A 19897-nucleotide genomic window follows, 5' to 3' on the forward strand; every position below is an offset into this window, starting at 1 on the left:
GCAACACGCGCCCCTCGCCGCCGACGCCCCAAATCAGGGCATCGCTTCACGAAAAATTCATTCAACCCGGGGCCCCCGACGCCGTTAAGCCGGCTTCTCGTCACGGCTCGACGCGTCACGAGCGCGACGCGCCGCTTCCGGAACCGCCCCCGATGAACACCACCCGCCTCACCGTCAAAGCCCGTCTGCGCGCCCTCGTCGCGGTCGTCGTCCTCGTGCTCGCCGCCGCCGGCGGCATCGGTCTCGCCGGCGTCGCGCGCGTCGGCGACGCGCTCGCGCACGTCTTCGAGGATCGCGCGAAGACACTGCAGCGAATCTCGTCGATAGACGAGCTCGTCACGCAGACGCGCTACGCGGTCGGCGACGCCGTGCTCGATCCGTCCGCCGCGAAAACCGAAGCGGTCGCCGCGGCGTCGGCGCGCGACGTCGCCGCGATCGATCGCCTGCTCGCCGACTACCGCGCGACGCCGCGCGCCGACGCCGAGCGCGCGCAGGCCGAGCGCCTCGCCGCCGATTGGGCGACGCTGCGCGACAAGGGCATCCGGCCCGCCGTCGATCTGCTGAAGGCGAACAATCTGTCCGAAGCGCAATGGGTCGTCACGCAGACGCTTGACCCCGTCGCGCAACGCGTCAAGGGCGAGGCCGCGCAGTTGCGCCAGTGGCAGCTCCAAGCGGCGCAACACGCGTACGACCGCGCGCGCGGCGTCGCGCGGCTCGTCCAGTGGGCGGTCGCGGGCTGCGTGCTCGCGGGCGTCGTGGCCGTCGCGGTGCTGTGCGCGGCGATGGCGCGCGCGCTCGCGCGGCAATTGGGCGGCGAGCCGGACTACGCGGCGACCGTCGCCAACGAGATCGCATCCGGCAACCTCGCGCTCGACGTGCGCGCCGCCGACGCCGCGCCCGGCAGCGTGCTGCATGCGATGCACGCGATGCGCGCGCGCCTGGCGGCGACGATCGGCACGCTGCAGCGCGCGGCCGACGCGATCGCGCACGCGACGTCCGACATCGCGCACGGCAACCACGACCTGTCGCGCCGCACCGACGAACACGCGGCCGGCCTGCAGCAGACGGCGAGCAGCATGGAGCAGCTCGCCGCGACCGTGCGCACGAACGCCGACCACGCGCGGCAGGCGAGCTCGCTCGCGATCGCCGCGTCGACGCAGGCCGAGCAGGGCGACGCCGCCGCGCGCGACGCGATCGCGCGGATGGAGGCGCTGTCGGTCCGCTCGCAGCAGATCCGCAGCATCTCGTCGACGATCGAGGGCATCGCATTCCAGACCAACCTGCTCGCGCTGAACGCGGCCGTCGAGGCGGCGCGCGCCGGCCAGGCGGGCCGCGGCTTCGCGGTCGTCGCGCAGGAAGTGCGCGGCCTCGCGCATCGCAGCGCGCAGGCGGCGAAGGAAATCTCGACGCTGATCGCCGACGTGACGGGCGAAGTCGAGCTCGGCGCGGACACGGTGAAGGCCGCGGGCGGCACGATCGTCGGCATGCTCGCGTCGGTGCGGCAGGTCGCGACGCTCGTCGACGAAATCTCGCATGCGTCCGACGAGCAGCGCTCCGGCATCGACCAGGTGAACCGCGCGGTCGCGCAGATGGACGAAATGACCCAGCACAACGCGCTGCTCGTGCAGAAGGCGGCGAGCGCCGCGGGCGCGCTCGCCGACGAAGCGTCCGCGCTGCGCGAGGCGGCGGCGATCTTCCGCGTCGCGGCGTGAGCGACGGCATCGGCATCGGCATCGGCATCGGCGACGGCATCGGCATCGGCATCGGCATCGGCGACGGCGACGGCGACGGCGACGGCATCGGCGACGGCGACGGCGACGGCATCGGCGACGGCGACGGCGACGGCGACGGCATCGGCGACGGCGACGGCATCACGACGACCCACAAACCGATATCTGTTTAGTATTTTTAGTAAACAATTATGACCCACCAACCTATTTATAAATAAGCACTTATAAGCCGAATCGACATAGTCCCAGGGCGTTGCACGACGATTTTTACTATACAATCGCCAACACCCTAAACATCCCGGCTCAAAACGATGGGCACCACCATTCGCGACGTCGCGCAGGCGGCCAACGTGTCGATCGGCACCGTGTCGCGCGCGCTCAAGAATCAGCCTGGCCTGTCCGAGGCGACGCGCGAGCGCGTCGTCGAGATCGCGCGCCGCATGAACTACGATCCGACGCAATTGCGCCCGCGGATCAAGCGGCTCACGTTCCTGCTGCATCGGCAGCACAACAACTTCGCGACGACGCCGTTCTTCTCGCACGTGCTGCACGGCGTCGAGGACGCGTGCCGCGAGCGCGGGATCGTGCCGTCGCTCCTGACGACGGGCCCGACCGACGACGTGATCCGCCAGATGCGCCCGCACGCGCCCGACGCGATCGCGGTCGCGGGCTTCATGGAGCCGGAGACGCTCGAAGCGCTCGCCGCGACGGGCCGCCCGCTCGTGCTCATCGACATCCGCGCGCCCGGGCTGCGCTCGATCAACGTCGACAACGCGGGCGGCGCCGCGCTCGCGATGCATCACCTGTTCGCGTCGGGCCGCCGGCGCATCGCGTTCATCGGCGGCTCGCTCGCGCACTACAGCATCGCGCAGCGCGCGCTCGGCTATCGCCGCGCGTTCTTCGACGCGGGCATGCTGTTCGATCCGTCGCTCGAGCTGTCGATCGACACGAGCCTCGGCCCCGACGCCGGCGCGGCGAACGCGATGCGGCACTTGCTCGACGCGGGCGGCCCGCTGCCCGACGCCGTGTTCGCGTACAACGACGCGGCCGCGCTCGCCGCGATGCGCATGTGCATCGAGCACGGCGTGCGCGTGCCGGACGACATCGCGTTCGTCGGCTTCGACGACATTCCGGCCGCCGCGCACGCGGCGCCGCCCCTCACGACGCTCGCGATCGACAAGGAGGCGCTCGGCCGGCAGGGCATCGAGCTGCTGCTCGCCGATTCGCCCGCGCAAACCGAACTCAGCCTTCCCGTGCAACTGATCGCGCGGGCCAGCAGCGCGGGCGCCGCACGCACGCCGCGCCCCCTCACCTCGGTACTCGGATCATGACGACCTCAGCCACGCCCGCTTCCCGTCCGACGCCCGACGCGCCGCACGCCACCGCGCCGTACGTCGCGAGCTTCCGCGACCCGCAGTTCCTCATCGCGCACGTCGAGGACACGCTGCGCTTCTACGCGCCGCACGTGTTCGACCCGACGGGCGGCTTCCACCACTTCTTGCGCGACGACGGCAGCGTCTACGATCGCACCACGCGCCACCTCGTCAGCAGCTGCCGCTTCATCTTCAACTACGCGATGGCGTACCGCCACTTCGGCGACGCGCGCGATCTCGACTACGTGCGCCACGGGCTGCGCTTCCTGCGCGACGCGCACTGGGACGCCGAGCACGAAGGCTACGACTGGGAGATCGAATGGCGCGACGGCGAGAAGCGCGCGACGCGCGACGGCACGCGCCACTGCTACGGGCTCGCGTTCGTGCTGCTCGCGGCCGCGCACGCGGCGATGGCGGGCGTCGAAGAGGCAAAGCCGCTCATCGCGCACACGTTCGAGCTGATGGAACGCCGCTTCTGGGATCGGGCGGCGGGCCTCTACGCGGACGACGCGACGCCGGGCTGGGCCGTGTCGAGCTACCGCGGCCAGAACGCGAACATGCACGCGACGGAAGCGCTCCTCGCCGCATACGAGGCAACGGGCCACCTGACGTATCTCGACCGCGCGGAGAAGGTCGCGACGAACATCGTGCAGCGGCAGGCCGCGCTGTCGCAGGGGCTCGTGTGGGAGCACTTCCACGCGGACTGGTCGGTCGACTGGGAATACAACAAGGAAGACAGCTCGAACATCTTCCGTCCGTGGGGCTTCCAGCCCGGCCATCAGACCGAATGGGCGAAGCTGCTGCTGATTCTCGAGCGCCACCGCCCGCTCGACTGGCTGCTGCCGCGCGCGATCGAGCTGTTCGACGCGGCGTTCGCGCACGCGTGGGACAGCGACCACGGCGGCCTTTGCTACGGCTTCGGGCCGGACTACAAGGTGTGCGACCACGACAAGTACTTCTGGGTGCAGGCGGAGAGCTTCGCGGCGGCCGCGCTCCTCGCGCAGCGCACGGGCAGCGAACGCTTCTGGGACTGGTACGACGAGATCTGGCGCTATAGCTGGGCGCACTTCGTCGATCACCGCTACGGCGCGTGGTACCGGGTTCTCACCTGCGACAACCGCAAGTACAGCGACGAGAAGAGCCCCGCCGGCAAGACCGACTATCACACGATGGGCGCGTGCTACGAAGTGCTGCACGCGCTCGCGGCGAAGCGCGGCGACGGCGGCGGCATGCGCGCGGGCGACGGCGCGGATGATGCGGATGACGGCGCGGGCGGCCACGGCGAAGCCGCGCCCGCGAAGCACGGCGACGGACGCGATGGACGCGATGGGCGCGGCGGTCACGGCAAGATCAACGGCGACGGCGCGGCGCGCCGCCGAAACGGAGGAGCGCGATGAGCGCAGGGTTTCCGCAATTCGTGTCGGCGGGCGACATTCTCACAGACATGGTCCGCACGGGCGGCGCGCACTGGACGTCTCGCCCGGGCGGCGCCGGCTGGAACGTCGCGCGCGCGGTGGCGCGGCTCGGCGCGCCGAGCGCGTGCGCGGGCGCGGTGGGCCGCGACTGCTTCTCCGACGAGCTGTGGCGCGAAAGCGAGGCGGCCGGCCTTGATCTGCGCTTCCTGCAGCGGGTCGAGCGCGCGCCGCTCCTCGCGATCGTCCACGAAACGCAGCCGCCCGCGTATTTCTTCATCGGCGAAAACAGCGCGGATCTCGCGTTCGATCCGAAGCGGCTGCCCGACGGCTGGCGCGAGCACGCGAAGTGGGCGCATTTCGGCTGCATCAGCCTCGTGCGCGAACCGCTCGCGGCGACGCTCATCGCGCTCGCCGCCGAATTGCGCGAAGCGGGCGTGAAGATCAGCTTCGATCCGAACTACCGCAATCTGATGACGGACGGCTACCGGCCGACGCTCGCGAAGATGGCTGAGCTCGCCGATCTGATCAAGGTGTCCGACGAAGACTTGCGGCACCTGTTCGCGGGCGAAGACGAAGCGAGCGCGATCGCGCGGCTGCACGCGTTCAATCCGCGCGCGGCGCTGCTCGTCACGCGGGGGCCGGACACGGCGACGCTCTACGCGGGCGGCGAGACACTCGACGCGCGGCCGCCGCGCGTCGAGGTCGCGGACACGGTGGGCGCCGGCGACGCGACGATCGGCGGCTTGCTGTTCAGCCTGATGACGGTGCCGGAGCGCGGCTGGCGCGAGCATTTGTCGTTCGCGCTCGCGGCCGGCGCGGCGGCGTGCCGCCACACGGGCGCGCACGCGCCGACGCTCGACGAAGTCGTCGCGCTCGTCGCGTCGTGACGCGGCTGCGGCTGCGGCTGCGGCTGCGGATGCGGATGCGGATGCGGATGCGGATGCGGATGCGGATGCGGCAGATCCGAGCATCGCGCGACGGCATTCGCGCACGAACCGTCGATGCGACTCCGTTCGCGACGGGCTTCTCGCGAACGTACCGCGCTGAACGTCCTGCCGCGCAACCGGTGCACGCGAACGGTACGTGTAATCGGTGCGCTCGGGCGGCGCTGCGGGCGAACGGACGGGTCGCGCGACAAGAGACAGGACACACGCCGGCACGAACCTGAACCGGCCGGGCATTGCCGCGCCGCGCGCGCGCCGCGCGCGCGACGCGCTCGATCGCGCGATGGCCGGCTTGGCCGGCGCGGCCGCTTTGCAGCCGTATATCGCCTCGGATCGTTCGCTTCCCGCACGCGACGATCGAAACCTCGGCGCGCTCGACTCTCGCGGGCCGCGCTTTTCGGATCGGTTTCAGCAACCCCGTCCGCTCCTCTTGTGCGTCAAACCCGTTGCGCCTGATCGGCCATATCCGAGCGACATTGCGCGACAGATCGCGCCTGACGGGGCGCGGCGCTTCACCGGGCAGCCCGACTCGGCCGCCCCGTTTCGCGCGCGCCCTCACCCAGCCGCGCGTTTTCGCCGCCGCTGAAAGCGAGGCGTCGGGATGCTACGATGGGGGCGTCCTTTCTCGGGAGAGGCATCATGGACGGCGGCAACACCTACACGAAGGGCCTTTACACGGCCAAGGCGCATACCCGCAAGACGGATAACGGACGCTTCCAGGGGTACGTGATCCTGTCCCGGGACGAAGGCGGCACGCCCGACAATACGCTCTACGAGGTCGACGCGACGAGCGCGAACGAGGCGGAAGCGTTCAACGAGGCGAAGGCGCTCGCGCACCGGATTCTCGGCGAGCTCGAGCTGTGACGCGCGCGGGCGGCGCCGCGCACAACGCGCGGCCGATCGGCCTGATCCGCGCCGGGCGGCGCGAACGCGGCGCCGATCGCGCGCCGCGCGCCGCCCGTCCGCTCGAACCCGCAACGCGCGAAGCAAGGCCCGCGCGCGGCTCCGTCGGCGCGCACGCGCCGGCGCCGGCCCGCCGCAACGCCCGCCGTGTCGATCCGGTGCGGCCCGCGCAACGATTCGCGCCGCACGCCGCCAGCGTCACCAGAGCCGCGCGATCACCGACACGATGCCCATGATCACGAGCGTCGACATGAACGGAAACGGATAGGCCCGCGAGCCGAGCCTGAGCGTCACGTCGCCCGGCAAGCGCCCGACGCCGAGCTTCGACAGCCACGGCCACGCGCGCGTGAGCACCATCACGGCGATGAACGTGGTGAGCAGCCAGCGCAGCATCGCATCGCCTCCGGCCGGCTACAGCGTATGCGAGCGGTCGCCGCGCGCGAACGCGTCGAGCGTGCCGTCGATGCCGCGCGAAAACGCGATCACCTTGAACAGCTCGCCCATCTCCGCCTCGGAAATCAGCTTCTGCACCGCGTTCGCGGCGGGCAGGAAGCGCTGCGCGTCGGTCGGATCGATCTCGGCGAGCACGTCGGTGATGCCCGCGTTCAGCAGGAAGCGCGCCTGCGACGTGTAGCCGAGCAGATCCGCGCCCGCGCCGACGCCCGCCTCGTAGATCGCGCTGAATTCGACGTGCGCGGTGATGTCCTGCAGCCCCGGATATAGGAACGGATCGCCGTGCGCACGGTGCCGGTAGTGGCACATCAGCGTGCCCTGCGCGCGCTGCCGGTGGTAGTACTCGTGGCTCGGAAAGCCGTAGTCGATGAAAAACGCCGCGCCGCGCGCGAGCATCGCGCACACCGTGCGGACGAACGCCGCCGCCGCGTCGTGCGTCTCCGTCACGTAGCCTTCGTCGGCGTCGATCTCGACCACGCGCGCCGCGTCGCCTGCGTGCGCGAGCGGCCGGTCGGCGAACGCGAACGCGAGCGCGCCGTCGACCAAAACGCCGCGCTCGCGCCAGCCGTCCGCATGTTTGACGACGAGCCGCACCGGCATCGCGTCGAGCACTTCGTTGCCGACGACGACGCCCTCGAAGCGCTCGGGCAGCGCATCGAGCCAGCGCACGCGCGCGGCGAGACCGGGCGCGTGCGCCTCGATCGTCTCGCGCTGACGCGCGCGCAGCTCGCCCGACAAGTCGACGATCGCGTATTCGTCGAGCTCGGCGCCGAGCGCGGCGAGCGCGTTCAGCAGCCCCGCCGCGAGCTTGCCCGTGCCCGCGCCGAATTCCATCACGCGCCGCGTGCCGCTCGCCTCGAGCGCCTGCGCGACGGGGCGCGCGAGCGTCTGCGCGAAGAGCGGCGACAGCTCGGGCGCGGTCACGAAATCGCTGCCGTCGTCGGCGCGCCAGCCGAATTTCTGCGCGCCGCCGCTGTAGTAGCCCGCGCCCGGCGCGTACAACACACGCTCCATGTAGCGCGCAAACGTGATCCAGCCGCCCGCCGCGGCGATTTCGGCGCGCAGCGAAGCGGCGAGCGACTCGGACTGCGCAAGCGCGTCGGGGCCGGGAACGGGTAAACTAGCGGGTTCGTGAGCTTTCGGATTCATCCCGGCATTGTAAATGACCGCCCCCGCCGACACCTGTGACACATCCGCGGCCCGCACCGCGCGGGTCGTGCTGATTACGGGCGCCGTGCAAGCGGGCGCCGTGCAAGCGGGCGCCGTGCAGACGGCCGCCGCGCCAGCGGACGGCGCGCAAGCGGCACAGACGCGCGCGAAGCAGACGGCCGGCGCGGCCGCCCGGGCGAGTGATGCGCGCGCCGGCGCCTCGAAGACGCACGCGGAGACGCACGCGGCGCCGACGAGCGCCGCGCGGGCAGGCGATGCGCGAGCGAACGTCGCTTCGGACACCGCACGTTCCGGCGGCGCGCCCGCGGCACCCGCAGCACCCGCAGCACCCGCGGCTCCCGGCGCGAACGGCGCGCCGAGCGCGGTCGCCGCGCGCGGCTTGTCGGAAGGAACCGGCAAGGCCGCCCGTGCCGCACCCGCCGCCGCGCGGCCCGCGCTCGACGCCGCGGCCGTCGGCCGCGCGCTCGCCGTCGGCTTCGCGCGGCGCGGCTGGGACGTCGCGCTCGCGGCGGCCGCGGGCGGCGAAGCGCACGCGGCCGCCGCGCTCGCCGCCGAAGTCGAGGCGCTCGGCCGACGCGCGGCGGTGCTCGTCGCCGATCTGTCGGTCGAGGACGACGTCGCGCGGCTCGTCGCCGGCTGCGGCGCGGCGCTCGGCCGGCCGTCGTGCGTCGTCGCGCAAGCCGCGCCCGTCGCGGACAACGCGCACGACGTCGGCTACGCGTCGCTCGCGAGCGCGATGGCGCGCGGCGTCGCCGCGCCGCTCGTGCTAGCGCGCACGCTCGCCGACGCGACGCCCGACGCCGCGCGCGAGCACGAACGCGAGCGCGCGGTCGTGATTCATCTGCTGGACGAGGCGCTGTTTGATCCGGCGCCCGAGCGCTTGTCGCACTCGCTCGCGCAAGCCGCGCTGCACCGCGCGACGACCGCGCAGGCGCTCGCGCTCGCGCCGAAGGTGCGGGTCGTCGGCCTCGTGCGCGGGCGCGCGCCGCGCGCGGACGACATCGCCGACGCCGCGTGCTATCTCGCGAGCGCGCCGGGCGTGACGGGCGCGACGTTGACCGTCGACGGCGGCGAGCATCTCGCGCCGCCCGCGGACGAGCGGAATTGACGGGCGCGGCCCCGTGCGCACGCATCGACGCCGCGCCGGGCCGCGCCCCTTTGCATGCATCACCCTTTGACTGGAACGACCATGTTTGCCGCCCTCCTGCATCCCAGGCTCGCCGATTGCCGCAGGCTCTACCTGCGCGACCACGAGGTGTACATGAACATCGGCGCCTTCGAGCACGAGAAGCGCGGCGAACAGCGCGTCGTCGTCAACGTCGACCTGTTCGTGCCGCTCGCGCTGACCACGCCCGTCGAGGACAAGCTGCGCGAAGTCGTCGACTATGATCTGATGAAGCAAAGCGTCGCGCAGTGCGTCGCGCGCGGCCACATCCATCTGCAGGAAACGCTGTGCGACGCGATCGCGGCGGCCCTGCTCGCGCACGACGCCGTGCGCGCGGTGCGCGTTTCCACCGAAAAGCCGGACGCCTATCCCGATTGCGACGCCGTCGGCGTCGAAGTATTTCGCATCAAGGACGAGGAGCGAGCATGAATGCGCCCCACACCCCGCATCTGAACGAAGCCGACGCGGCCGCCGCCGTCGAAGTGAACGCCGCCGAGACCGACCGCCGCACGCTCACGCGCCGCGAGCAGAAACAGGCGTACGAGAACAACAAGCTGTTCAAGCGGCTCGTGCGCCAGGTCGGCCAGGCGATCGGCGACTACAACATGATCGAGCACGGCGACAAGGTGATGGTCTGCCTGTCGGGCGGCAAGGACAGCTACGCGCTCCTCGACATCCTGATGCGGCTGCGCGAGCGCGCGCCGATCGATTTCGACATCGTCGCCGTGAATCTCGACCAGAAGCAGCCGGGCTTTCCGGAGCACGTGCTGCCCGAGTACCTGACGAAGACCGGCGTGCCGTTCCACATCGAGAATCAGGACACGTACAGCATCGTCAAGCGGCTCGTGCCCGAGGGCAAGACCACCTGCTCGCTGTGCTCGCGGCTGCGCCGGGGGATCTTGTACCGCGTCGCGGGCGAGCTCGGCGCGACGAAGATCGCGCTCGGCCACCATCGCGACGACATCGTGCAGACGCTGCTCCTGAACATGTTCTACGGCGGCAAGCTGAAGGGCATGCCGCCGAAGCTGCAGTCGGACGACGGCAAGAACGTCGTGATCCGCCCGCTCGCGTACGCGAAGGAAATCGATCTCGAGAAATACGCGGAGCTGCGCGAATTCCCGATCATCCCGTGCAACCTGTGCGGCAGCCAGCCGAACCTGAAGCGCGCCGAGATGAAGGCGCTGATCCGCGAGTGGGACAAGCGCTTCCCGGGCCGCGTCGACAACATGTTCAACGCGCTGGCGAACGTCGTGCCGTCGCACCTGATGGACACGCAGCTCTTCCCGTTCGCCGGACTGCGCGCGACGGGCCAGGCCGATCCGAACGGCGACATCGCGTTCGACGAAGATCCGTGCGGCACCGACGCGGGTGCGCCGGGCGGCGCGAAGCCCGTGTCGATCGTGCAGTTCGACGATCTGTAAATGGCGGCGCCGCTCGTCGCTCGGCGAGCGGCGCCCACGCATGCGGCCCCCGCCCCGCCCGGCCGCGCAGCCGCGCCGGAAGGGGCCCGCATGCTAGAATGACCAGCTTCGAACTCTCCCTACGAAACTGGCGCCATGAATATCGTGATTTTGGCGGCAGGCACCGGCAAGCGCATGCGTTCCGCGCTGCCGAAAGTGCTTCATCCTCTGGCCGGCAGGCCCCTTCTCTCCCACGTGATCGACACCGCCCGCGCGCTTGCGCCGTCGCGGCTCGTCGTCGTCGTCGGCCACGGCGCCGAAGCGGTGCAGGCGGCCGTCGCCGCGCCCGACGTGCAGTTCGCGGTGCAGGAGCAGCAGCTCGGCACCGGGCACGCGGTGCGCCAGGCGCTGCCGCTGCTCGACCCGTCGCAGCCGACGCTCGTGCTGTACGGCGACGTGCCGCTCACGCGCACGGCGACGCTCAAGCGCCTCGTCGACGCCGCCACCGATGCGCGCTACGGCGTGCTGACCGTCACGCTCGACGATCCGACGGGCTACGGGCGCATCGTGCGCGACCAGGCGGGGTGCGTGACGCGCATCGTCGAGCAGAAGGACGCATCGCCCGACGAGCTGAAGATCGCCGAGATCAACACGGGCATCGTCGTCACGCCGACCGCGCAGCTGTCGATGTGGCTCGGCGCGCTCGGCAACGACAACGCGCAGGGCGAGTACTACCTGACCGACGTCGTCGAGCAGGCGATCGAGGCGGGCTTCGAGATCGTCACGACGCAACCGGACGACGAATGGGAGACGCTCGGCGTGAACAGCAAGGCGCAGCTCGCCGAGCTCGAGCGCATCCACCAGCGCAATCTCGCCGACGCGCTGCTCGCGGGCGGCGTGACGCTCGCCGATCCGGCGCGCATCGACGTGCGCGGCAAGCTCGCGTGCGGCCGCGACGTGTCGATCGACGTGAACTGCGTGTTCGAGGGCGACGTGACGCTCGCCGACGGCGTGACGATCGGCGCGAACTGCGTGATCCGCAACGCGACGATCGCCGCGGGCGCGCGCATCGACGCGTTCTCGCATCTCGACGGCGCGACGCTCGGCGCGCACACCGTCGTCGGCCCGTACGCGCGGCTGCGCCCGGGCGCGGTGCTCGCCGACGAGGCGCACGTCGGCAACTTCGTCGAGGTGAAGAACGCAACGCTCGGCCACGGCTCGAAAGCGAACCACCTGACCTATCTCGGCGACGCGGACATCGGCGCGCGCGTGAACATCGGCGCGGGCACGATCACCTGCAACTACGACGGCGCGAACAAGTTCCGCACGATCATCGAGGACGACGTGTTCGTCGGCTCGGACACGCAGCTCGTCGCGCCGGTGCGCGTCGGCCGAGGCGTGACGATCGCGGCGGGCACGACCGTATGGAAGGACGTCGCCGAAGGCATGCTCGTGCGGAACGACAAGACGCAGACCGCGAAGAGCGGCTACGTGCGTCCCGTCAAGAAGAAGAGCTGAACGGTTTCCCGGGCGCGCGACGACGCGCCCGCATCATTGTCGAGTTTCGAGGATAGATTCTCATGTGCGGAATTGTCGGCGCAGTTGCGCAACGTAACATCGTTCCGGTGCTGATCGAAGGGCTGCGCCGTCTCGAGTATCGCGGCTACGATTCGTGCGGCGTCGCGGTGCTCGACGCTCACGCCTCCACGCCGGGCGCACCGAAGCGCGCGCGCAGCGTCACGCGCGTCGCCGATCTCGACGCGCAGGTGCGCGAATCGCATCTCGAAGGCGCGACGGGCATCGCGCACACGCGCTGGGCGACGCACGGCGCGCCCGTCACGCACAACGCGCACCCGATCTTCTCGTCGAACGCGCTCGCGCTCGTGCACAACGGCATCATCGAAAACTTCGAGCCGCTGCGCGAGGCGTTGCGCGGCCAAGGCTATGAATTCGTGTCGCAGACCGACACCGAGGTCGTCGCGCACCTGATCCACAGCCTCTATCGCGGCAACCTGTTCGCGGCCGTCCAGGAAGCCGTCAAGCAGCTGCACGGCGCGTACGCGATCGCGGTGATCCACATGGACGAGCCGAACACCGTCGTCGGCGCGCGCCAGGGCTCGCCCCTCGTCGTCGGCTTCGGCGAGCGCGAGAACTTCCTCGCATCCGATGCGCTCGCGCTCGCCGGCAGCACCGATCGCTTCACGTTCCTCGAGGAAGGCGACGTTTGCGAGCTCACGCTCGACGGCGTGCGGATCGTCGATCGCGACGGCGCGCGCGCCGAGCGCGAAGTGCGCGTCGTCAATGCGTACGGCGGCGCGGTCGAGCTCGGCCCGTACCGGCACTTCATGCAGAAGGAGATCTTCGAGCAGCCGCGCGCGATCGGCGACACGCTTCCTCAAGCGGAAGCGTTCGATCCGTCTCTATTCGGCGAGAACGCGGCCGGCGTGTTCGCCGGCATCGACAGCCTGCTGATCCTCGCGTGCGGCACGAGCTACTACTCGGGGCTCACCGCGAAGTACTGGCTCGAATCGATCGCGAAGATCCCGACGCAAGTCGAGATCGCGAGCGAATACCGCTATCGCGAATCGGTGCCGAACCCGCGCTCGCTCGTCGTGGTGATCTCGCAATCGGGCGAGACGGCCGACACGCTCGCCGCGCTCAAGCACGCGCAGGCGCTCGGCCACGCGCACACGCTCGCGATCTGCAACGTCGCGACGAGCGCGATGGTGCGCCAAACCGAGCTGCAATTTCTCACGCACGCGGGCACCGAGATCGGCGTCGCGTCGACGAAGGCGTTCACGACGCAGCTCGTCGCGCTGTTCGTGCTCGCGGCGACGCTCGGCAAGCTGCGCGGCCACGTCGACGCATCGCGCGAAGCCGACTACCTGAAGCAACTGCGCCACCTGCCTGCCGCGCTCAACGGCGTGCTCGCGCTCGAGCCGCAAATCATTGCGTGGTCCGAAGAATTCGCGCGCAAGGAGAACGCGCTGTTCCTCGGCCGCGGGCTGCACTACCCGATCTCGCTCGAAGGCGCATTGAAGCTGAAGGAGATCTCGTACATCCACGCGGAAGCATACCCGGCGGGCGAGCTCAAGCACGGGCCGCTCGCGCTCGTGACGGAGGCGATGCCGGTCGTGACGGTCGCGCCGAACGACACGCTGCTCGAGAAGCTGAAGTCGAACATGCAGGAAGTGCGCGCGCGCGGCGGCGAGCTGTACGTGTTCGCCGACGCCGATACGCACATCGTCAACGGCGAAGGGCTGCACGTGATCCGGATGCCCGAGCATTACGGGCCGCTGTCGCCGATCCTGCATGTCGTGCCGCTGCAGTTGCTCGCGTATCACACCGCCTGCGCGCGCGGCACCGACGTCGACAAGCCGCGCAATCTCGCGAAGTCGGTGACGGTGGAGTAAGCGCGCACGGCCGAACGAGCGATTCGCCGCGCCACGCCGCGGATCGCTCGCGTCCCGCACCGAAACCTTCCCGCCTCAATCCCTCACGAACGTATCGGCGCCTGCGTTGATCGACGCCCACTCCTCGCCCGCCTCCACCTGCTGCGTCATCTGCCACAGCGTGTTGATCCTGTCGTTCGACGTGCCGGGCTCGCATTGCCCGACCCACGCGGTGATCGCCTGAAACTGATCCCAGTGGACGACGAACGCGATCAGATTGCCGTCGACATAGCCGATCAGATCGCCGCTCGTCGAGCCGCCCTTTTCGCTGACCGCGCTCTCGTACGTGCCCGACACGCTGTCGCCCGACTGCTCGATCCGCATCGTCGAGCCGAGCTCGTTCTTCCAGGTGCCGGAGAAATCGATCGGCGTGCCGGTGCCGACCTTGACGCGCCTGAGCGCATGTTCCAATCGCTGCATCTTTCGCCTCCTCAATTGACGAATCGACGGCGGCCGGCCCGGACGGGGCGCGGGTCGCGCGTAGGCGCCATTCCGTCGGCGCTGCAACACGGATATCTAGAACAATAGTTCATCGCTCGTGACAGCGAGCGCCCTTTCTCCGGAAATTTCGCTGCGTTTCGAGCGGCGGCCGCGCGCGCGACGCCCGCGCCGCGCAACCCGATGCGCGCGCGACCGAAGCATCGCGAACGGGCCGGCCGCCGCCGGCCGGCCCGATGCGCGGAACGCTTATTTCTCGAGCTTCACGATGGTCGGCACGCCGCCCACGTTCTCGACGCGCACCCTCACCTTGTCGCCCGCGCGAACGCGCGCCGCCATCTCCGCGTCCTTCGCCTTGAACGCCATCGTCATCGGCGGCATCCCGACGTTATCGAGCGCGCCATGCTCGAGCGTGACCATGCCGGCCGCGGGGTCGACTTTCCGGACCACCGCGTCGGTCAACGCGGCGTCGGATTGCCGCGACGCATCGTGCGACGACATCGGCATGTTCATGCCCGCCATCCCGTCGGCGGCGATGGCGGGAGCGGCCGCGGCCGCGAGCGTGATCAGCAACACGATCGATTGCTTCATTGAGGTTCTCCGGTATCAAGGGAAGAAAAATCCGCGCCAGCGCGGCCGGCAACGGGGGAACGCCGCGCGCGCATCGCTCGGCGCACGCGGCGGCGCTGCAGCAGCATCCACCCAGCGGGAATGACGAACATCGACAGCAGCGGCGCCGTGACCATGCCGCCCACCATCGGCGCGGCGATTCGCTGCATCACTTCGGAACCCGAACCGTGCCCGAACATGATCGGCACGAGGCCCGCGAGCACGACGGCGACCGTCATCGCCTTCGGCCGCACGCGCAGCGCCGCGCCTTCGCGAATCGCGTCGGCGAGCATCGCCTCGGTCGGCGGCTCGCCGGCGGCGACGCGCCGCGCGTACGCGCTCTTCAGATACAGCAGCATCACGACGCCGAACTCGGCCGCCACGCCGGCGAGCGCGATGAAGCCGACCGCCGTCGCGACCGACACCGCATGGCCCAGCATCCAGACGAACCAGAATCCGCCGACGAGCGCGAACGGCACGGTCGTCATCAGCAGCAGCGCGTCGGCCGCCGAATCGAACGTCACGAACAGCAGCACGAAAATCACGACGAGCGTGGCCGGAATCACCGCGCGCAGCGTCGCGGCCGCACGCTCCAGATACTCGAACTGCCCGGACCACGCGATCGAATAGCCGGGCGGCAGCGCGACCCGCTGCGCGACCGCGCGCTGCATCGCATCGACAGCCGTCTTCAGATCGACGCCGCGAATGTCGACATACACGTAGCCCGACAGCCGCGCGTTCTCGCTGCGGATCATCGGCGGCCCGTCGGCGATCGTCACCGCGGCGACGTCGCGCAGCAGGATCTGCGCGCCGCGCCCGGTGACGATCGGCAATTGCCGCAGCTTTTCGAGCGAATCGCGCACCTCGCGCGGATAGCGGATGTTGATCGGAAAGCGCTCGCGGCCCGCGATCACCTCGCCGACGTTCTCGCCGCCGATCGCCGATGCGACGACGGCCTGCACGTCGCCGATCGAAAGGCCATAGCGCGCAGCCGCGCGCCGGTCGATGTCGACATCGACGTAGCGCCCGCCGTTCAGCCGCTCGGCGAGCGCCGACGCGACGCCCGGCACGCCCTTCACCGCCGCTTCGACCTGCGTTGCGATCCGCTCGACCTGCGCGAGATCCGGGCCGGAGATCTTCACGCCGACCGGCGTCTTGATGCCGGTCGACAGCATGTCGAGCCGGTTGCGGATCGGCGGCACCCAGACGTTCGACAGGCCCGGCACCTTCACGACGCGATCGAGCTCGTCGACGAGCTTCTCGGGCGTCATTGCGGGCCGCCATTCGTCGCGCGGCCTGAAACGGATCGTCGTCTCGAACATCTCGAGCGGCGCCGGATCGGTCGCAGTGTCCGCGCGGCCCGATTTGCCGAACACGGTCGCGACCTCGGGCACCGTCTTGATCAGACGGTCCGTTTGCTGCAGCAGCTCGGCCGCCTTCTGCGCGGAAATGCCGGGCAAGGCGGTGGGCATGTACAGCAGATCGCCTTCGTCGAGCGGCGGCATGAACTCGCCGCCGAGACGCGACACCGGAATCGCGGTGACGACGAGCGCCGCGACCGCGATGCCGATCGCAAACCACGGCCGCTTCAGCGTCGCTTCGAGAAGCGGCCGATAGAGCCGCACGAGCAGCCGGTTCAGCGGATTCGACGCCTCGTGCGGAATGCGGCCGCGAATCAGGTAGCCCATCAGCACCGGCACGAGCGTGACCGACAAGCCCGCCGCCGCGGCGATCGTATACGTCTTCGTGAATGCGAGCGGCGCGAACAGTTTGCCCTCCTGACCTTCGAGCGCGAACACCGGAATGAACGACAGCGTGATGATCAGCAGCGAGAAGAACAGCGCGGGCCCGACTTCCGCCGCCGACGCGGCGATCAGCTCCCAGCGCGCGGCGTTCGGCAGCGGCTCGCCCGGGTGCGCATGCTCGTGAGCCTCGAGATGCTTGTGCGCGTTCTCGATCATCACGACGGCCGCGTCGATCATCGCGCCGATCGCGATCGCGATGCCGCCGAGCGACATCAGGTTCGCGTTGACGCCCTGATAGCGCATCACGATGAACGCCGCGAGCACGCCGAGCGGCAGCGACAGGATCGCGACGAGCGCGCTGCGCAGATGAAACAGGAATACCGCGCACACGAGCCCGACGATCACGAACTCCTCGACGAGCTTGTCCTTCAGGTTGTCGACCGCGCGCTCGATCAGTTGCGAGCGGTCGTACGTCGTCACGAGTTCGACGCCCGCGGGCAGCGAGCGCTTCAGATCGGCAAGCTTCGCCTTCACGGCCTCGATCGTCGACAGCGCGTTCTTGCCGGACCGCATCACGATCACGCCGCCCGCGACTTCGCCTTCGCCGTTCAGCTCGGCGATCCCGCGCCGCATTTCCGGGCCGATCTGCACGCGCGCGACGTCGCCGAGCAGCACCGGCGTGCCGGCGTCGCTCGCGCGCAGCACGACGTTGCGAAAGTCGTCGAGCGTACGCAGGTAGCCGCTCGCGCGCACCATGTACTCGGATTCGGCCATCTCGACGACCGAGCCGCCCGATTCGCTGTTCGCCTTGCCGAGCGCACCGGCGACGTCGGCCTGCGTGATGCCGAACGCGCGCAGCTTGTCGGGATCGAGCACCACCTGATATTGGCGCACCATCCCGCCGATGCTCGCGACTTCCGCGACGTCGGGCACGGCCTTCAGCTCGAACTTCAGGAACCAGTCGTTGAGCGCGCGCAGCTGGCCGAGATCGTGCCGCCCGCTGCGATCGACGAGCGCGTACTCGTAGACCCAGCCGACGCCCGTCGCGTCCGGCCCGAGCGCGACGCTCGCGCCCTGCGGCAGCCGGCTCTGAACCTGATTCAGATACTCGAGCACGCGCGAGCGCGCCCAGTACTGATCGGTCTTGTCGTCGAACAGCACGTAGACGAACGCATCGCCGAACGACGAATACGCGCGGATCGTCTTCGCGCCCGGCACGCCGAGCAGCGTGGTCGTGAGCGGATAGGTCACCTGATCTTCGACCACCTGCGGCGCCTTGCCCGGATACGACGCCTTGACGATCACCTGCGTGTCGGACAGATCCGGCAGCGCATCGAGCGGCGTGCGGTTCAGCGATAGCGCGCCCCACGCGGCGACGAGCGCGGTCGCGAGCAGCACGAGAAGGCGATTGCGAATCGACCATCGAATGACGTGCGCGATCATCGTGCGCCTCCGATCGGTTCGACCTTCGTCAGCCGATAGCCGTCGTCGGTGCCCTGGAACGCGAAGCGCACCGTATCGCCCGGCTTCACGTTCGCGAACGCGGCGGGCGCGGGCTTGCCGAACGACATCGTCATCGCGCCCCAGCCGAGCGCCGGCACCGGCTGATGCGAGAACGTGATGTCGGCCGCGGTGATCTTCTCGATCTTGCCGGTGGTTTCGTAAACCGGCGAGGCGGCGCTCGCGTGCGCAGGCGACGGGGACGACGATGACGTTTGCGCGCTTGTCGCGCTTGTCGCGCTTGTCGCGCTTGTCGCGCTCGTTGCGCTTGTCGCGCGCGCCGTCGCGGCGTCGGCCGTCGTCGCGCGCGCGCCGGCCGCCTCGGCTTCGAGCCTCGGCAACACCGATTTCAGGCTCGCTTCGGAATCGATCAGGAACTGTCCGGATGCAACCACCGTTTCGCCTTCGTTCAACCCGGCCAGCACCTCGGTCTCGTCGCCGACGTCGCGGCCGATCGCCACCTCAGCCGGCCGCAGCCGACCGTCTGCCATCCTGACGATCACGACCGAGCGCTTGCCCGTCGCGATCACGGCGTCGGACGGCACGACGAGCCGCGGCGCCGCATGCGGCGCGTCCACGCGCACGCGCATCAGCATGCCCGGCGTCAGCGTGAACGCGTGGTTATCGATCTCGAGCCGCGCCTGCAGCGTGCGCGTCGTTGCATTGACGCCCGGCAGGATCTCGCGGATCACGCCGCTCACGCGCCGCTGCGGATCGCCCGCGAACGTCGCGTCCACGCGCATGCCGGGCCGCACGCCGGAGGCGAGCGCCTCCGGCACGTCGACGACGAGCCACAGCGTCGACAGCCCCGCGATCTTCGCGATCGTCTGCCCGGGCGTCACCATCGCGCCGTCACGCACGTTCAGCTCGCCGACGACGCCCGCCTCCGGCGACGCGAGCACGACGTGCGTCTGCGCGCGGCCCGTCCGGTCGAGGCTCGCGATCACGCCGTCGGGAATCGACAGCGCACGCATTCGCGCGCGCGACGCGGCAAGCAGCTCCGCATCCATTCCACCGCGCTTGAGTGCGAGATATTCCTCCTGCGGCGCGAGCCAATCCGGCACGAACAGCGACGCGACCGGCGCGCCCTTCGCGATGCGCTGCATCGGCGCGTTCGCGTACAGTCGGTCGATATAGCCCGTCACGCGCGACTGCACGACCACCGCGCGCGATTCGTCGAATTGCGTCGTGCCGACCGCGTCGAATCCTTCGTCGACGTCGCGCCGTCGCACGCTCGCATAGCGAATGCCCAGGTTCTGCTGCAGGCCGGGATCGATGCGCACGCCCGCGTCGCCGCCGCCGTCGTCCGCGTAGACAGGTTCGAGCGGCATGTTCATGAAAGGCGACTTGCCGGGCTTGTCGAAATGCTGGTTCGGCGCCATCGGGTCGTGCCAGTACAGCACCTTTCTGCCCGTCTTCGGGTCGACCGTGCCGGCGGCGGTTGCGGCGGTTGGGCGATTCGCCGCGCCGGCCGCGGACGCCGCCGCGGCTGCGTGCACGCGCGGCGCAAAGCGGGCGCCCGCGAAATAGCCGGCGGACAATAACGAAACGGCGGCGAACGTCATCAGCGTCGCACGCGTCAAGCGAGTGTGGTTCATGT

The 19897-nt window shown here is 70.0% G+C and carries 17 protein-coding genes; 11 read left to right on the plus strand and 6 right to left on the minus strand.

Annotated features, from left to right (window positions below; translation table 11 throughout):
• Positions 1–152: 152 nt before the first annotated feature.
• The 6 genes from WS78_RS18210 to WS78_RS18235 all read left to right on the plus strand — a co-directional run bounded on the left by WS78_RS18210 (position 153) and on the right by WS78_RS18235 (position 6326).
• The gene (locus WS78_RS18210; protein ID WP_038748309.1) at positions 153–1712 is read left to right on the plus strand and encodes a methyl-accepting chemotaxis protein; all 1560 of its coding nucleotides are present in this window, start codon (positions 153–155) and stop codon (positions 1710–1712) included.
• A complete protein-coding gene (locus tag WS78_RS36025; RefSeq protein ID WP_059578354.1) occupies positions 1709–1903 on the plus strand; it encodes a hypothetical protein in 195 nt (64 codons plus the stop codon). Before WS78_RS18210 ends, WS78_RS36025 begins: the two co-directional genes overlap by 4 nt.
• Positions 1904–2041: 138 nt before the next feature.
• A complete protein-coding gene (locus WS78_RS18220; protein WP_059578350.1) occupies positions 2042–3061 on the plus strand; it encodes a LacI family DNA-binding transcriptional regulator in 1020 nt (339 codons plus the stop codon).
• Positions 3058–4500 (plus strand): AGE family epimerase/isomerase, encoded by a 1443-nt coding sequence (locus WS78_RS18225; protein WP_038748312.1) that lies wholly within the window; start codon positions 3058–3060, stop codon positions 4498–4500. The genes WS78_RS18220 and WS78_RS18225 overlap by 4 nt, the downstream gene beginning before the upstream one ends.
• Complete coding sequence (locus WS78_RS18230) at positions 4497–5405, plus strand: carbohydrate kinase family protein (protein WP_059578347.1); 909 nt, start codon at positions 4497–4499, stop codon at positions 5403–5405. Before WS78_RS18225 ends, WS78_RS18230 begins: the two co-directional genes overlap by 4 nt.
• A gap of 696 nt (positions 5406–6101) precedes the next feature.
• Positions 6102–6326, plus strand: coding sequence for a hypothetical protein (locus WS78_RS18235; RefSeq protein WP_038748316.1), 225 nt, complete (start codon positions 6102–6104; stop codon positions 6324–6326).
• A 237-nt stretch (positions 6327–6563) separates the two neighbouring features.
• Here WS78_RS18235 and WS78_RS18245 read toward each other — a convergent pair whose 3' ends face one another.
• Entirely contained in the window at positions 6564–6758 is a 195-nt protein-coding gene (locus WS78_RS18245; RefSeq protein ID WP_038748319.1) for a DUF2905 domain-containing protein, read from the minus strand.
• 18 nt (positions 6759–6776) lie between these two features.
• Positions 6777–7967 (minus strand): class I SAM-dependent methyltransferase, encoded by a 1191-nt coding sequence (locus WS78_RS18250; protein WP_059578339.1) that lies wholly within the window; start codon positions 7965–7967, stop codon positions 6777–6779.
• A 13-nt stretch (positions 7968–7980) separates the two neighbouring features.
• On the opposite strand from WS78_RS18250, the gene WS78_RS18255 reads away from it, so the two are divergent.
• The 5 genes from WS78_RS18255 (at position 7981) to glmS (ending at position 13966) form a co-directional block, all read left to right on the plus strand.
• Positions 7981–9096 (plus strand): SDR family NAD(P)-dependent oxidoreductase, encoded by a 1116-nt coding sequence (locus WS78_RS18255; protein WP_059578333.1) that lies wholly within the window; start codon positions 7981–7983, stop codon positions 9094–9096.
• An 81-nt stretch (positions 9097–9177) separates the two neighbouring features.
• On the plus strand, positions 9178–9582 hold the full coding sequence (locus tag WS78_RS18260; RefSeq protein WP_038748324.1) for a dihydroneopterin aldolase: 405 nt from the start codon (positions 9178–9180) through the stop codon (positions 9580–9582).
• A complete protein-coding gene (ttcA, locus tag WS78_RS18265; RefSeq protein ID WP_038748326.1) occupies positions 9579–10574 on the plus strand; it encodes a tRNA 2-thiocytidine(32) synthetase TtcA in 996 nt (331 codons plus the stop codon). Before WS78_RS18260 ends, ttcA begins: the two co-directional genes overlap by 4 nt.
• Before the next feature lie 135 nt (positions 10575–10709).
• Positions 10710–12071 (plus strand): bifunctional UDP-N-acetylglucosamine diphosphorylase/glucosamine-1-phosphate N-acetyltransferase GlmU, encoded by a 1362-nt coding sequence (gene glmU / locus WS78_RS18270; RefSeq protein ID WP_059578328.1) that lies wholly within the window; start codon positions 10710–10712, stop codon positions 12069–12071.
• Positions 12072–12133: 62 nt separating this feature from the next.
• Positions 12134–13966 (plus strand): glutamine--fructose-6-phosphate transaminase (isomerizing), encoded by a 1833-nt coding sequence (gene glmS / locus WS78_RS18275; protein WP_038748330.1) that lies wholly within the window; start codon positions 12134–12136, stop codon positions 13964–13966.
• Between the two features lie 75 nt (positions 13967–14041).
• Here glmS and WS78_RS18280 read toward each other — a convergent pair whose 3' ends face one another.
• From WS78_RS18280 to WS78_RS18295, 4 genes are all read right to left on the minus strand, one after another.
• On the minus strand, positions 14042–14425 hold the full coding sequence (locus tag WS78_RS18280) for an avidin/streptavidin family protein (RefSeq protein WP_038748331.1): 384 nt from the start codon (positions 14423–14425) through the stop codon (positions 14042–14044).
• A 267-nt stretch (positions 14426–14692) separates the two neighbouring features.
• Complete coding sequence (locus WS78_RS18285) at positions 14693–15034, minus strand: copper-binding protein (protein ID WP_038748333.1); 342 nt, start codon at positions 15032–15034, stop codon at positions 14693–14695.
• A complete protein-coding gene (locus WS78_RS18290) occupies positions 15031–18240 on the minus strand; it encodes an efflux RND transporter permease subunit (protein ID WP_059578325.1) in 3210 nt (1069 codons plus the stop codon). The genes WS78_RS18285 and WS78_RS18290 overlap by 4 nt, the downstream gene beginning before the upstream one ends.
• Positions 18237–19895 carry an efflux RND transporter periplasmic adaptor subunit gene (locus tag WS78_RS18295; protein WP_059578321.1) on the minus strand — a complete coding sequence of 553 codons (1659 nt, stop codon included), beginning with the start codon at positions 19893–19895 and terminating at the stop codon, positions 18237–18239. Before WS78_RS18295 ends, WS78_RS18290 begins: the two co-directional genes overlap by 4 nt.
• Between the last annotated feature and the right edge of the window lie 2 nt (positions 19896–19897).

The sequence above is a fragment of the Burkholderia savannae genome (assembly GCF_001524445.2).
Taxonomy (GTDB): domain Bacteria; phylum Pseudomonadota; class Gammaproteobacteria; order Burkholderiales; family Burkholderiaceae; genus Burkholderia; species Burkholderia savannae.